Origin of the sequence: Rhizobium sp. BK456 (assembly GCF_014194045.1) — a bacterium.
Classification (GTDB): domain Bacteria; phylum Pseudomonadota; class Alphaproteobacteria; order Rhizobiales; family Rhizobiaceae; genus Rhizobium; species Rhizobium redzepovicii.
Genome location: NZ_JACIAO010000012.1, coordinates 206,293 through 219,293, shown reverse-complemented (window position 1 = coordinate 219,293; position 13,001 = coordinate 206,293). Strand labels below are relative to the sequence as shown.

10 protein-coding genes are annotated in these 13,001 nt (G+C 62.5%); 8 read left to right on the top strand and 2 right to left on the bottom strand.

What is annotated here, in order from left to right:
- Nucleotides 1-66 precede the first annotated feature (66 nt).
- From FHX03_RS28545 to FHX03_RS28520, 6 genes are all read left to right on the top strand, one after another.
- On the top strand, nt 67-1,185 hold the full coding sequence (locus FHX03_RS28545; protein WP_183781280.1) for a carbohydrate ABC transporter permease: 1,119 nt from the start codon (nt 67-69) through the stop codon (nt 1,183-1,185).
- On the top strand, nt 1,185-2,096 hold the full coding sequence (locus tag FHX03_RS28540; protein ID WP_088936811.1) for a carbohydrate ABC transporter permease: 912 nt from the start codon (nt 1,185-1,187) through the stop codon (nt 2,094-2,096). Before FHX03_RS28545 ends, FHX03_RS28540 begins: the two co-directional genes overlap by 1 nt.
- Nucleotides 2,097-2,112: 16 nt before the next feature.
- The gene (locus FHX03_RS28535; RefSeq protein WP_097627939.1) at nt 2,113-3,141 is read left to right on the top strand and encodes a LacI family DNA-binding transcriptional regulator; all 1,029 of its coding nucleotides are present in this window, start codon (nt 2,113-2,115) and stop codon (nt 3,139-3,141) included.
- A gap of 39 nt (nt 3,142-3,180) precedes the next feature.
- Nucleotides 3,181-3,642 carry an RbsD/FucU family protein gene (locus FHX03_RS28530; protein WP_097627938.1) on the top strand — a complete coding sequence of 154 codons (462 nt, stop codon included), beginning with the start codon at nt 3,181-3,183 and terminating at the stop codon, nt 3,640-3,642.
- On the top strand, nt 3,639-4,568 hold the full coding sequence (gene rbsK / locus FHX03_RS28525; RefSeq protein ID WP_097627937.1) for a ribokinase: 930 nt from the start codon (nt 3,639-3,641) through the stop codon (nt 4,566-4,568). The genes FHX03_RS28530 and rbsK overlap by 4 nt, the downstream gene beginning before the upstream one ends.
- Nucleotides 4,569-4,718: 150 nt before the next feature.
- The gene (locus FHX03_RS28520) at nt 4,719-5,753 is read left to right on the top strand and encodes an Ldh family oxidoreductase (RefSeq protein ID WP_097627936.1); all 1,035 of its coding nucleotides are present in this window, start codon (nt 4,719-4,721) and stop codon (nt 5,751-5,753) included.
- A gap of 122 nt (nt 5,754-5,875) precedes the next feature.
- Here FHX03_RS28520 and FHX03_RS28515 read toward each other — a convergent pair whose 3' ends face one another.
- The gene (locus FHX03_RS28515) at nt 5,876-6,844 is read right to left on the bottom strand and encodes a dihydrodipicolinate synthase family protein (protein WP_097627968.1); all 969 of its coding nucleotides are present in this window, start codon (nt 6,842-6,844) and stop codon (nt 5,876-5,878) included.
- 112 nt (nt 6,845-6,956) lie between these two features.
- Nucleotides 6,957-7,661, bottom strand: coding sequence for a GntR family transcriptional regulator (locus FHX03_RS28510; RefSeq protein WP_097627935.1), 705 nt, complete (start codon nt 7,659-7,661; stop codon nt 6,957-6,959).
- A 405-nt stretch (nt 7,662-8,066) separates the two neighbouring features.
- On the opposite strand from FHX03_RS28510, the gene FHX03_RS28505 reads away from it, so the two are divergent.
- Both FHX03_RS28505 and FHX03_RS28500 read left to right on the top strand, forming a co-directional pair.
- The gene (locus FHX03_RS28505) at nt 8,067-9,335 is read left to right on the top strand and encodes an exonuclease SbcCD subunit D (RefSeq protein ID WP_097627934.1); all 1,269 of its coding nucleotides are present in this window, start codon (nt 8,067-8,069) and stop codon (nt 9,333-9,335) included.
- Nucleotides 9,335-12,808 (top strand): ATP-binding protein, encoded by a 3,474-nt coding sequence (locus tag FHX03_RS28500; protein WP_183856547.1) that lies wholly within the window; start codon nt 9,335-9,337, stop codon nt 12,806-12,808. Before FHX03_RS28505 ends, FHX03_RS28500 begins: the two co-directional genes overlap by 1 nt.
- The last annotated feature ends 193 nt before the right edge of the window (nt 12,809-13,001 follow it).

The window sequence follows — 13,001 nt, the reverse complement described above, 5'->3', positions numbered from 1 at the left end:
GACACCAATACGCCGGCGGACCGGAAGCGGTTCGCCGGCGCCCATTCTGTCCGGGCGAGGAAAATCATGTCGACAGTCGAAGGCGACCTGCTCCACACGGTCGAAGCCGGCTCCATTTCCGCGAGCCGTCGTTTCTGGGGCCGCACGGCTCTATGGCTGAGCGCCATATGGTTCATAACATCCTTTGTCTTGCAGGGGGCGCATGAACTCGGCTGGACCGATTGGGGTTTTGCGAACTGGCGGCCGGTTCTTTATGCCTATTTTCTCTGGGCCGCCGTTCTTTGCGTCACGCGCGTCGTCATCTACGGCGAGCCGGGCAAGAAGGCGCTTTTTGTTCTGCCTGCCGCGCTTTTCGTCGTGTCGATGGTGGTCTTCCCGCTGCTCTTCGCGCTCTGGATCGGCTTTTCCGACTGGAACCTCGCCTCCTCGACCGGTCGGCGCTTCAATGGGCTCGACAATGTGCGCCGGATGATCGCCGATCCGTTCTATGCTAATGCCCTGCTGAACATGGTCCTTTACTGCCTGGCGATCGTGGTCGAATATGCAATCGCGTTCGGGTTGGCGCTGCTCCTCAACCAGGAAATTATCGCCCGAAAATTCTGGCGGGTCACCTTCCTCATCCCTTTGATGCTGTCGCCGGTCGCGGTGAGCTGGATGGTCGGCAAATCGATGCTGGAGACCCGTTTCGGCCCGATCGCGCGCTTCGCCCGCTGGCTCGGCTGGGAAAACCCGTCCTTCTTCGGCGATCCGCTGACGGCGAAGCTGTCGATCATGATCATGGATGCCTGGACCTTCATTCCCTTCATGATGATCATGCTGCTTGCCGGATTGCAGGGCTTGTCCAGGGAGGTGCTGGAGGCGGCCGAAGTCGATGGGGCTACCAAATGGCAGCGCTTCTGGAAGGTCACTTTCCCGCTCATGCTGCCGGTTTCGGTGACGGCGGTGATGATCCGCGTGATCTTCAAGCTCAAGCTCGCCGACATCATCATCACGGTGACGTCGGGAGGCCCGGGCGGCGCGACCGACTCCGTTACCAGTTTCATCTATCGTGAATACCGCGACCGGTCGAATGTCGGGTACGGTACCTTGCTCGCGCTCGTCTATCTGGTGATCATCGTCTTCGGGATGACAATGCTGATGAAGATCGCAGACCGTATCGTGAAGCGGATGACAGGAAGGCTCTGATGGTTCGCATCGATTTCGAAAAATACGGGCGAGCTCAGCGCATTCGCTGGTGGGCGATGCGCCTGGCCGTCTACGGGCTGCTCGTCACCTGGGCGTGTGTCTGCATCTTCCCGCTGTTCTGGACGGTTTCGACCTCGTTCAAAACGGCTGCCGATGTCATGCGCGGCAATCTGGTCCCCTGGTTCAATTTTACGCCCAATTGGCTCGGCTGGCGCTCGCTCGGGCTCTCTCCCGATACGATCTCCCAGGTATCGACGGTGCGCGATGAATTTATGCGCCGGCTCTGGAACAGCGTCATCATCTCCGTGACCGCATCCGCGCTTGCGGTCGTGCTCGGATCGCTGGCCGCCTACGGCCTCAGCCGCTTTTCCTACAAGTTCGGCCATATGCGCAATTCCGACATTTCCTTTTTCTTCCTGTCGCAGCTGATCATGCCGCCGGTCGTCCTCGCCCTGCCGTTCCTGGTTCTCTATAAGGAGCTGGCGCTGCTCGACACTTATGCCGGCATGATCGCCGTCTATACGCTGATGGTGCTGCCGATCGTCGTCTGGATCATGCGCGACCAGTTCGCCACGATCCCGGTAGAACTCGAGGAGGCAGCCCTGGTCGATGGCCTGTCGATCTGGGGCGCCTTTGCCCGCATCATCGTGCCGCTCGTTCTGCCGGGCATGGTGGCCGCCTTCCTGTTGGCGCTGATCCTGTGCTGGAACGAATATTTCTTCGCCGCACTGCTGACCTCCACCAATACCAACACGCTGCCGGTGATGATTGCCAGCCAGACAGGCAGCCAGGGCATCAACTGGTGGTCGATGGCTGCCCTTTCCACCGCCGGCATCCTGCCGCTTGTCGTCGTCGGCGTCGTCCTGGAAAAGCACATCATCGCCGGGATGACCGCGGGCGCCGTCAAGTAGCTGCGGGATGTCAAAAATGTCAAAGATGCCGACAGTCAAGGATGTTGCCGAATATGCAGGCGTCTCTGTCGGCACCGTTTCGCGTGTGCTGTCGGGCGAAACCGCGGTCAAACCCATGCTGCGGGAAAAGGTCAACGACGCTATTTCAGCGCTCGGTTACCGCCCGAACGTCACCGCGAGAGCGCTGCGCACCAGCAGAACCGACGTCATCGGCCTCATCGTTCCCGACATCACCAATCCGTTCTTCGCCCAACTTGCGGCAAGCGTCGAGCGTGCGGCGCTGGAGCGTGCGCATAGCCTTATGCTGGCAAGCTCGCATGACGACCGCGAGGCGGAGCAGAGCCACGTTTCAGCCTTCCTCCATCGGTCGGTGCGCGGCATCATCGTCGTGGCTTCGAGCGACGGTTCGGGCCTCCAGCTGCCGGCATCGGTGCCGATCATCTCGCTGGACCGGCGCTTCGGCACATTTCCTCTGGTGTCGACCAACCATGCGCAGGCAGCCGCGCTGATTGCCGACCATCTCTACGGACTGGGGCACCGACGCATCGCCTATATTGCCGGACCGGCCGATACCGAGGCGGGGCGCATGCGCAAGGAAGGCTTCGTCGGCCGCTTGGAGGAGTTCGGCAAGACCGGCGAACCCGTTGAACTGGAAATTGCCTATGGCAGGTTCGACTACGAGTCCGGGGAAAGAATTGCCCGTGACCTGCTTTCGCGCCCGCCACAGGACCGGCCGACGGCGATTGCGGCTGCCAGCGATCAGCAGGCCATCGGCGCGCTGCGCACAGCGCGCGACCTGAAGATCGACGTGCCGCGCAAACTGTCGGTGACAGGGTTTGACGATATATCGCTCGCCAATCTTGTCGTTCCCAGGCTGACGACCATACGCCAGCCGGCCGACATGCTGGCCCGGCGTGCGGTCGGCCTTCTCTTGGCGGAACCGCCGGTCGCGGAGGACGAAATGGTCGACGGATCGCTGATCGTGCGCGGTTCGAGCGGCCCAAGCCCGCAGTCCAAGGCGGAAAGCGCCGGCCATACGAATTGAAGCAGGCCGGTGCTCCGGCAACGAAAGGATGGAAGATCGATGCTCAAGGGAATTCGGGCCGAACTCAACGGCGACATTCTTCAAGCACTTTGCAATATGGGACACGGCGACTATCTCGTCATCTCAGACATGAATTTTCCGTCGGATTCGATTGCCCGGCAGACTCGCCTGGGGACGCTGCTGACCATGGAAAACATTCCCGCGCCGCAGGCAATCGATGCGATCCTTTCGGTCTTGCCGCTGGACACGCCGATCCAGCCATCGGTGGGTCGCATGGAAGTGATCGGCAAGCCGGATGAAATTCCCCCGATTCAGCAGGAAGTCCAGGCGATCGTCGATCGTGCCGAGGGCAAGCCATCGCCGATGTATCCCGTCGAACGCATGGCCTTCTACGAAATCGCCAAAAAGGCCTATTGCGTCATCGCAACGGGGGAATTGCGCTTCTACGGATGCTTCCTTCTGACCAAGGGCGTCATTCCGGCGGATGAGGCTCTGAGATGAGCAAGAAAAGCGGGATTGTCATCCTCGGCATTTTTGCAGCCGACACCGCCTATAAAGCAAAACGCCTGCCCCATATTGCCGAGACGTTGATGGGATCGGGTTTCACGCTCGGGCCGGGAGGCAAGGGTTCCAACCAGGCGATCGCCGCGGCAAAGGCCGGCGGCAAGGTGACCTTCATTTCACGGGTAGGCAACGACCCGTTCGGCGAGATGGCTCTTGCGGCCTATGCGGCGGCGGGTGTCAAAGCCAATGTGATGAAAATGGACGGCGTTTCCAGTGGTGCTGCCTTCATCTTCGTCGACGAAGTGAGCGGCGACAATGCCATCATTGTCGTGCCGGGCGCCGCGGGCCTTATCGGCATCGAAGATGTCGATGCGAACCGGGCGGCGATCGAAAGCGCTCAGATTTTCATGACGCAGCTCGAACAGCCGCTCGAGGCCGCCTTGCACGGTCTCTCGATGGCGAAAAGGGCAGGGGTCACGACGGTCTTCAACCCCGCGCCGGCGCGCGCCATCCCGGATGAGATCTACGGCCTGTGCGATTTCATCGTACCCAATGAGGTGGAAGCCGCCGAATTGGTGGGGCATGCAATCACAACCGATGAGCAGGTCCGTGCGGCGGGCCGCACCCTGCTGGATCGAGGAGCGCGGGCGGCGGTCATCACCCTTGGCGGACGCGGCGCGTATTATCACACCGTTGATCAGAGCCAATTCGTCCCTGCATTCTCGGCAGGAAATGTCATCGACACCACCGGGGCGGGGGACGCCTTTCTCGGCGGTTTCGCGACGGCGATTTCCGAAGGACAAACACCGATCGAGGCCGTCCGTTTCGGCTCTGCGACCGCTGCAATCGCCGTAACCCGGCCGGGCACCGCCCCCGCCATGCCGTCGCGCGCCGAGATCAACGCCTTGATGGCCTCCTCATGATTGAACACCGCAAGGTGCGCTTGATGGTCGGCGGCGAAAAACCAGAGTTGCCTGCGAAATTTGCCAATCGGTGAACTGCAGAAGTTGAAATCCTGCATACTTTATGTATGCAGAAAGGGCCCCGTAAAGTCGGCCGAGGAGAAGCGCAGCATGACGATGACCACCTTGACGATTGTCGACTTGCATAGCCGTATTGAAGCCATCTTCCGCAAGGCCGGCCTCAACACCTTGCAGGCCGGTGCGCTTGCCCGCGTCATCGTTGCCGGTGAGCGCGACGCCTGCAAATCGCACGGCATCTACCGTATCGAGGGCGCGCTGCGCACAGTCAAATCAGGCAAGGTGAAGCCGGACGCCGTGCCGGAACTGGATCTCAACGAAGGTTCCGCCATCGTCAAGGTCAATGCAAAAGGCGGCTTTGCCAATGCGGCCTTCGAACTCGGTCTGCCGGCGCTGGCCGAACGCACCCGCAGGCTCGGCATTGCCGCCCTCGTCATCAACGATTGCAGCCACTTCTCAGCGCTCTGGCCGGAGGTGGAGGCGGTGACCAAAGAGGGTCTTGCGGGCCTCGTTATGTGCCCGAGCTATGCGACCGTCGCGCCTGCCGGCGGCAACAAGCCGCTGCTCGGTACAAACCCCTTCGCCTTCGGCTGGCCGCGCAACGACACTTCGCCCTACGTCTTCGACTTTGCGACCTCCGTCGCTGCCCGAGGAGAAATCGAGTTGCACCGCCGCGCCGGCAAGCAGCTTCCCGAGGGCTGGGCGATCGATGCCGACGGTAATCCGACGACCGATCCGGAAGCCGCCCTTGCAGGCGCCATGCTGCCCTTCGGCGGACACAAGGGATCGGCCATCGGCACGATGATCGAACTTCTCGCCGGTATCATGATCGGCGACCTCACCAGCCCTGAGGTGCTCGACTATCTCGGCACGACGACACTCGCCCCGTTCCATGGCGAACTCATCATTGCGATGTCGCCGCAAGCCTTTGCCGCCGGCCGCCCCGGCGATCCCTTCGCCCGTGCCGAGCTGCTCTTCGAAGCGATCGTCGGCAGCGGCGCCCGCCTGCCGTCGCAACGCCGCTTTGCCGCCCGCCGGAAGTCCGAGATGGAAGGTATCGTACTGACGGCAGTCGAGTTGGAACTGCTTGATCGCCTTTTCGACAAAAGTCTCGACGCGTTCTCGTGACGACTGCATCTTTCTCGCTGGTTTACAAATGACAAGCCCTCCGAATGAACTGAACCCGAAAGTTGGACATCAACCGTCGGGGATCGGTTCAGAGAGGAGGGCCGTCAACTCAAACCGATGGATTATGCAGAGGCTTTATATGTCTGCACGGCGCCCGGCAGCTTGCTCCACTCGGCGTACCAGGTGTCAAACAGCTTCAACTGGGCTTCGACATAGCCGCGCTGGCTCTCGGAGAGCACATCCGTCTCGTTGAAGTGCAGCGTGTATTCCTTGTCGCCCTTCAGCACCATCATGTGCTTGAAGTAGAGAACTAGGTCCGGGCCCTCGTCGAAGGAGGAGAGAACGGCAAGCGCCGATTCCAGTTCCAGGGCGCGCTGGCGGGCATCCGGATCGCCGGCGGCCGCGCCCTGTGCGAGGTTGCACATGTGGATGACTTCCTTCGGCAACACGCAGCCGATGCCGGTGATCGCGCCGACGGCGCCGCAGTTGACAAAGCCGTGGAAGACGCAGGTGTCGACGCCGATCATCAGCGAGACGTCATCGTCGCGGCTGGTGATGTTTTCGGCCGCGTAGCGCATGTCGGCCGCGCCGCCGAATTCCTTGAAGCCGACGAGGTTCTTGTGTTCCTGGCGCAGCGCGAAGAACAGATCGGCGCGGGTGGCAAAGCCGTAATAGGGGCTGTTGTAGATGACGGCCGGCAGGTTCGAGGCAGCCGAAAGGATCGCCTTGAAGTGGTTCTTCTGGGCGGCAACGACTGTGCCGCGCGACAGGACGCGTGGGATCACCATAAGGCCCTGGGCACCGACCTTTTGGGCGTGCGCGGCGTGCGCGACGGCAGAGGCGGTGTTGACGGCGCCGGTGCCGACGATGACCGGAATGCCAGCCTGCACCAGACGCTCCACGCCCTGCATGCGCTGCCCATCCGTCAGCAGCGGCCAGTCACCCATCGAGCCGCAATAGACGACGGCGGACATGCCTTTTTCGATCAATTCCTTGCCCTTGCGCACCAGTGCGTCGAAGTCTGGCGTGCGGTCGTCCGTGCAGGGCGTCATCAGGGCGGGAATGACGCCGGAAAAAATTGTGGCCTTCATGTCGATCTCCTTCAGCGCTGGGCGAGGCTTGATCGGCAAAGGTCGCCGACCTGTTCACGGATGGAAATAACATCCTGTGTTCTTTTTGTCGACAAGAAAAATACAAGATCTGTTATAGTGCTATGTCGAGCTTGCCGTTGCGGCTGAAAAGCTTCTGCACCTGGGCGACGATCTGTTCGGCGTGAACCTTGCCCAGGCGATCGGCCTCCTCGACATCGCGTGCCTCGATCGCGGCAATGATCTCAGCATGTTCATCGACGAACTGCCGGGGGAAAAGTTCATCGTAGGACTGGTAATAAAGCCGGAGAATCCGCCGGCCTTCATCGAGCAGCCGGCGAAAAAGGCCGGTGAAATAGGGGTTGCGCCCGGCCTCGGCGATGGCGGCGTGGAAGGCGGCGTTGGTCGCGATCATCGCCAGCGTGTCGCGCGCTTCGATTGCCGCCGAATAGTCCTCGTGGAAGCGACGGATAGAGGGCAGGTCCTCGGGGCGATGGTTCTGTGCCGCAAGGCGCGTCGTCACCCGGTACATGAGGACGAGGGCGTCGAAGAAGGTGCTGAGATTGAGAAAGTCGATGTTCGACACCATGGTCGAGCGGTTCGGCAGCGTTTCTATCAACCCGTCACCGGCGAGGCGCACCAGCGCTTCGCGGATCGGTGTCCGCGACATCTTGAACCGCTCCGCCAACTGCACTTCGTCGATCGGGCTGCCGGGGGCGAGCTTGAGGTCGAGTATCTCATCGCGCAGCAGGTCGTAGACCATTTTCACGCCGGAGCCGCGTTTGCGTTCGGGATGAGAACCGGGGTCGATGTCGCGCATAAAAACTCCTCTTGTCGACACGACAAATACAATGGGTTTCAAGCTGCAGCAAACCGCGGGGAGATGCCAGGGAAAGGGCGACCTTCGATAAGCGTGCGATAAGCTTAATTTACAATGTTATAACATAACAAAATTGCATAAGTTCTGTTATGGAACAGGAGCTTTTGCCTGCCATGCCTCTCCATGTTGGTCGCCAATCGGCTGAGACAGCAGGGCCATCGGCTGCGGTATCGGCGCTGCCCGCAACATTGATTGTGGATGGGCCGGTTTGAAGAGCCCATTTCGCTCGCGCCCCTTGGACGCGTGCTCCATATTCTATTGCTTACGGCCAGGTGACAACGACCGCACGATTATCGGTCAGCCCGCACCTGTTACACGATCTTATCGCAACACGATTCTGCATTCATGGCTTATCGTTTCGTCCACACGGCCGATCTCCATCTCGATTCTCCCCTGCGGTCGCTGGCGCTTCGCAACGCCGATCTGGCCGATCTCGTGAGCGACGCCAGCCGGCAGGCGCTGGTGGCGATCGTTGACCTGTGCCTTGAGGAACAGGTCGATGCGCTCGTCATCGCCGGCGATCTCTATGACGGCGAGCAGACGTCGATGAAGACGGCGCGCTTCCTGGCAAGCCAGCTGGAACGGCTGCACCGAGCGGGGATTCATGTCTTCAAGATTCGCGGCAATCACGATGCAATGTCGAAGATCGCCAGGGAACTGGTAATGCCCGATACGGTGAAGATCTTCGGCGGCCATGCCGAGATCGTGGAGGTGACGAAAGGCAGCCTGTCCGTTGCGATCCACGGCATGAGCTTCGCCAAGCCGCACGCGCCGGACCCCCTTCTGCCGAAATTCAAGCCGGCGGTGGCGGGTGCGGTTAACATCGGTATTATGCACACGAGCCTCGCCGGATCGGCCGGCCATGACGTCTATGCGCCCTGCAACGTGCTCGACCTTCACGCCTCGGGGTTCGACTACTGGGCGCTCGGCCATCTCCACCAGCGCAGCCAGCATCCCGGCGCGGCGACGATCATCATGCCCGGCATGCCGCAGGGCCGCGACATCAATGAGTCGGGCGTCAAGACCGTATCGCTGGTGACCGTGGCGGACGACCGGACCGTGACGGTCGAGGAGCGGCGCACCAGCGTCGCGCAGTTCGAGCGCGTCGATGTCGACCTCACGGGTGTCGATGATTGGCGCGATGCGGCCATGGCGGTCGAAGCGGCACTGACGGCACAACGCGACCGCACGGCCTCGCCGCATCTCGTCGCCCGCCTCAGGCTTTCCGGCCGCACGCCGCTCTCCTGGCAGCTTCGCCGCGATGTCGACCTCATGCAGGCGGAAGCCGAGCAGCGCGGCGATCTGATCGGCCGGACCTGGATCGAGAAGCTGGAGCTCGCCTTCGAAGCGCCCTCGACCCTTGCAGACGCCTCCGCTGCCGATCCCATCGTGGGGCTGGCTGCGCTGATGCGGGACGAGGTCATCTCCCGTAGCGGGTTTCGCGACGATATCAGGGAGATGGTTCGGGACCTGCTCGCCGACCTGCCGGCCGAGAGCCGAGTATTCGCCGGCCATGACGAGGCGGGCTTCGAATGCTTCATCGACAACATTCTCGCCAACGGCGCCGACGACATCGCCGCCCGAATGAAGGCCGCGGACCGGGGAGAAAGCTGATGCGCCTGCGCCGCCTCGACCTCACCCGCTATGGCAAATTCACCGACCACTCGATCGGTTTCGGTCCGGCCCTTCCGGGCTCGCCCGACCTGCACATCGTCTACGGCCTCAACGAAGCGGGCAAGTCGACCACCTTTGCCGCCTATCTCGATCTGCTTTACGGCATAGGCGAGCGCAGCACCTACAATTTCCTGCATCCTTACAACACGATGAAGGTTGGCGCGCGGCTGGAATTCGATGATGCGGAATACGAGCTGGCGCGGCTCAAGCTTCGGACCGGCAGCCTCGTAGACGATCGGGGGCAAGCCGTGAACGAGGCGCTGCTCGCCGGCGCGCTCGGCGGCATCGGCCGCGAGGCCTACCGTACCATGTTCTCGCTCGACGACCAGTCGCTCAAGGACGGCGGCAATGCCATCATTCAAAGCAAGGGCGAGCTCGGCGAGTTGCTGTTCTCGGCAAGCTCCGGCCTCGCAGGCCTCAGCCGTTCGCTGGTAACGGCCGCCGACGAAGCCAATGGGATCTACAAGAGGCGGTCGTCCAGCACGAAGCTCGCCGAACTTAAACGCGCGCTCGAAGCGCTGAAGGCCGAGCGCAACGCCATCGACACGCTTGCCTCCACCTATTCTGCCCTGAAATCGACCCACGAGCAGGCCGAGGCCGCCTATGCCGGGACCACGCGGGAACTGGCCGAGGCCAAGGCCCGGCATCAGGAACTCACACGCCTTCTCGGTGCCCTGCCCGCGGCGCTAGAGCTCAGGCGGCTGGACACCGATGCAGCCGGCATGGGCGATCTGCCGCGGCCGCCATCCGAATGGTTCGCGCTGCTGCCGCAGCTATCCCGCGATGAGACGCGGCTGCAGGCGCTTGTCGAAACCGTTGACCGCACGCTGCGCCAGCTTGCCGACGAGATCGAGGCGATCGCGATCGACGACAAGGCGCTGGCGGTCGCCGCCCATATGGACCTGCTGGATCAGGGCCGGGCGCGTTATCTCGCGGCTGAGAGCGACCTGCCGAAACGCCGGCTGGCGCTGGCCGAACAGGAAGGTGTGCTGGTACGGCTGCTTGCCGATCTCGAGCAGCCGGGCAATGCGACGCCCGAGGCACTGCTGCTGCCCGCCTCGCTGATCGGCACCATCCGCGACCTCATCGAACGGCGTTCCGGCGTCGAGGCGAAACTGGCTGCCGCGGGGCGCGAGCTGGTGCGGGCGCGCGAAAATCTCGAAAGGCTGAGCAAGGAAGACGGCTCGCATAACGGAGCCGCGGTGCTCGATCCGGCGCGGCTTGGCCGCATCGAGGCCGCTCTCAGCCGGCTAACCGGGTCCGATCTCGCAGTGCGGCTCACCATGGAAGAACGTTCCCTTGTCCAGGCGAAGCGAATGCAGGCAAGCCAGTTTGCCCAGCTCGCGCCCTGGACCGGCGACGCCGCGGCCTTGCAATTGACGAGCGCGGCGGAGCCTCGGCAGATCGAAACCTGGCGTGGCCAGGCGACCGCTATCGACAAGCGGATCGGGGATCACGAGGCGCGACGGCGCGATCTCGGCACCGAACAGGCGCTGACCAGAGCCCGGATCGCCGCCTTCGTCGCCGGCGGTTCGATAGACGATGCCGAGGCCGTGAGACTGCGCGACGAACGCGATGCCGCCTGGCAGGTTCATCTCACCAGCCTGAATGCCGCCACTGCCCGGGCATTCGAGGAGCGGATGCGGAAGGACGACGTGGTGTCCGCCGGCCGGCTGTCGCGGGCGCAGGAGCTGGCGGAGCTGCGCCAGCTCCGCCAGACGGAAGCGGCAACGGCAGCGGCGATCGAACGGCAACGGGAACTGCTCGCCGAGGCGCGCGCCGAACATGAGGCGCTTGCCGAACGCATACGTGGTCTGCTGCCTGGCACCATCGAATATGACGCCGAAGCTTCAGCGCTTATTGCGACACTCGAGACCTGGAGCACCAAGCGGGCCGCGGCGCTGGCCGCCTGGGGCGATCTCCAGCGAGCCGAAGAGACGGTGGACGCGCTTCGCGGCGAACTGGACGGGCATACCGCGACGCTTGCGGCCAGTCTTGCGGATGCTGGTCTTGGTGACGCAAACCATCTGCCGGTGACCGAGCTGATGCAGACAGCAAATGAGATGCTTGCCGCCGGCAAAGCCGAGTGGGCGGCGCGGCAGGCGCATGAGAAGGCCATCGACGATCTCGGCCACGATCTCAGGGAACGGGAGCGCGACCGGCAGGAGGCGGAAGCCACTATAGCGGCCTGGGATCGGGAATGGGCGGGGGCGCTGTCGCGAAGCTGGTTTGCCGACAAGGCCGGCTCGATGGCGGCCGTCCGCGCCATGCTGAACGCGCTTGGCACACTGCCCGCCATCCTGAAGGAACGGGATGACCTCGCCAGCCGCGTTGCCGCGATGGAACGCGACCAGGAGCAATTCCGCGGGGATATTGCCGGTCTTCTCGCAGACTGCGGCCTCAGCCGGTTGGCGGCGGATACGCTCGCCTCCGCCAATGCGCTCGTCGAACGCCACGAGGCTGCGCGGCATGCGGCGCAACTTCGGGCAGACCGGCAGGCGGATCTCGAAAAACACTTGGAGAAACAACGGGCGTTGGAGGAAGAACTGGCCGTTCACAATGCCCGTAGGAACGAATTGACCAGCTATTTCGGCACGGACTCGCTTGCCTCAGTCGACGCATTCTTGAGCCAGGCCCGAGAGCGCGACCGGCTGGAGCAGCGGGCCGCCACCTTGCGCGGTCAGATCACCGAAGCATTACGCGCGACGAGTTTTTCCGAGGCCGAACGGCGCCTTGCCGATGTCGACTCCGATGCCGTCGAGCGCGATGCAATGGAGCTTGCCGCCCGGATCGAAGATCTCACCGAACGGGCGAAGCTTCTCTATTCCGACGTGTCGCTGGCGTGGCAGAAGCTCGAGGCCGTCGGCGGGGACGACGCGGTGGCCCGTATCGAGGCCAAACGCCGAACCATCTTCCTCGAGATCGAGGAACTGGCCGTGCGGCATCTGACGCTGCGCGCCGGCACGCTCGCGGCCGAACAGGCGCTGCACATCTATCGCGAAAAACATCGCAGCTCGATGATGAACCGCGCATCGGAAGCCTTTCACCTGATCACCGGCGGCAACTATTCCGGCCTGACGACGCAGCCCGACCGGGACAGGGAAATACTGATCGGCGTATCACGTGATGGCGGCTCGAAACTTGCAGACGCGATGTCGACGGGCACGCAGTTCCAGCTCTACCTGGCGCTGCGGCTGGCGGGTTATGAGGAATTCGCAGCGCTTCGCCGACCCGTGCCCTTCGTCGCCGACGATATTATGGAGAGCTTCGACAATCCTCGCTCCGAAGAGGTTTTCCGCCTGCTCGGCGACATGGCAAAGGTAGGACAGGTCATCTACCTCACGCATCACTGGCATCTCTGCGAGATCGCACGGGATGTCGTTCCGAACGTGACCATCCACCAACTGCCATGATTGGCCGCAAGATATGTCGCCCGCCGCATAGGTGCTTACTTACATCTGCTGTCCGGAGAATGTAGGCGAGATCAGACATCAGCAGCCGTCCTACCCGTTGCTTCGCTCGATCGGCTGAGGGATCTTAAAGCGCGACGCGAGACCTATATCGGCCCTTGGCTACCCGAACTGATCATCGAGATCGAAGAAAACC

What these genes read in the sequence shown, in the direction of transcription:
- FHX03_RS28545 (WP_183781280.1), top strand. Translation starts at nt 67, where the DNA reads ATGTCGACAGTCGAAGGCGACCTGCTCCACACGGTCGAAGCCGGCTCC.
- FHX03_RS28540 (WP_088936811.1), top strand. Translation starts at nt 1,185, where the DNA reads ATGGTTCGCATCGATTTCGAAAAATACGGGCGAGCTCAGCGCATTCGC.
- FHX03_RS28535 (WP_097627939.1), top strand. Translation starts at nt 2,113, where the DNA reads ATGTCAAAGATGCCGACAGTCAAGGATGTTGCCGAATATGCAGGCGTC.
- FHX03_RS28530 (WP_097627938.1), top strand. Translation starts at nt 3,181, where the DNA reads ATGCTCAAGGGAATTCGGGCCGAACTCAACGGCGACATTCTTCAAGCA.
- rbsK (WP_097627937.1), top strand. Translation starts at nt 3,639, where the DNA reads ATGAGCAAGAAAAGCGGGATTGTCATCCTCGGCATTTTTGCAGCCGAC.
- FHX03_RS28520 (WP_097627936.1), top strand. Translation starts at nt 4,719, where the DNA reads ATGACGATGACCACCTTGACGATTGTCGACTTGCATAGCCGTATTGAA.
- FHX03_RS28515 (WP_097627968.1), bottom strand. Translation starts at nt 6,844, where the DNA reads ATGAAGGCCACAATTTTTTCCGGCGTCATTCCCGCCCTGATGACGCCC.
- FHX03_RS28510 (WP_097627935.1), bottom strand. Translation starts at nt 7,661, where the DNA reads ATGCGCGACATCGACCCCGGTTCTCATCCCGAACGCAAACGCGGCTCC.
- FHX03_RS28505 (WP_097627934.1), top strand. Translation starts at nt 8,067, where the DNA reads ATGGCTTATCGTTTCGTCCACACGGCCGATCTCCATCTCGATTCTCCC.
- FHX03_RS28500 (WP_183856547.1), top strand. Translation starts at nt 9,335, where the DNA reads ATGCGCCTGCGCCGCCTCGACCTCACCCGCTATGGCAAATTCACCGAC.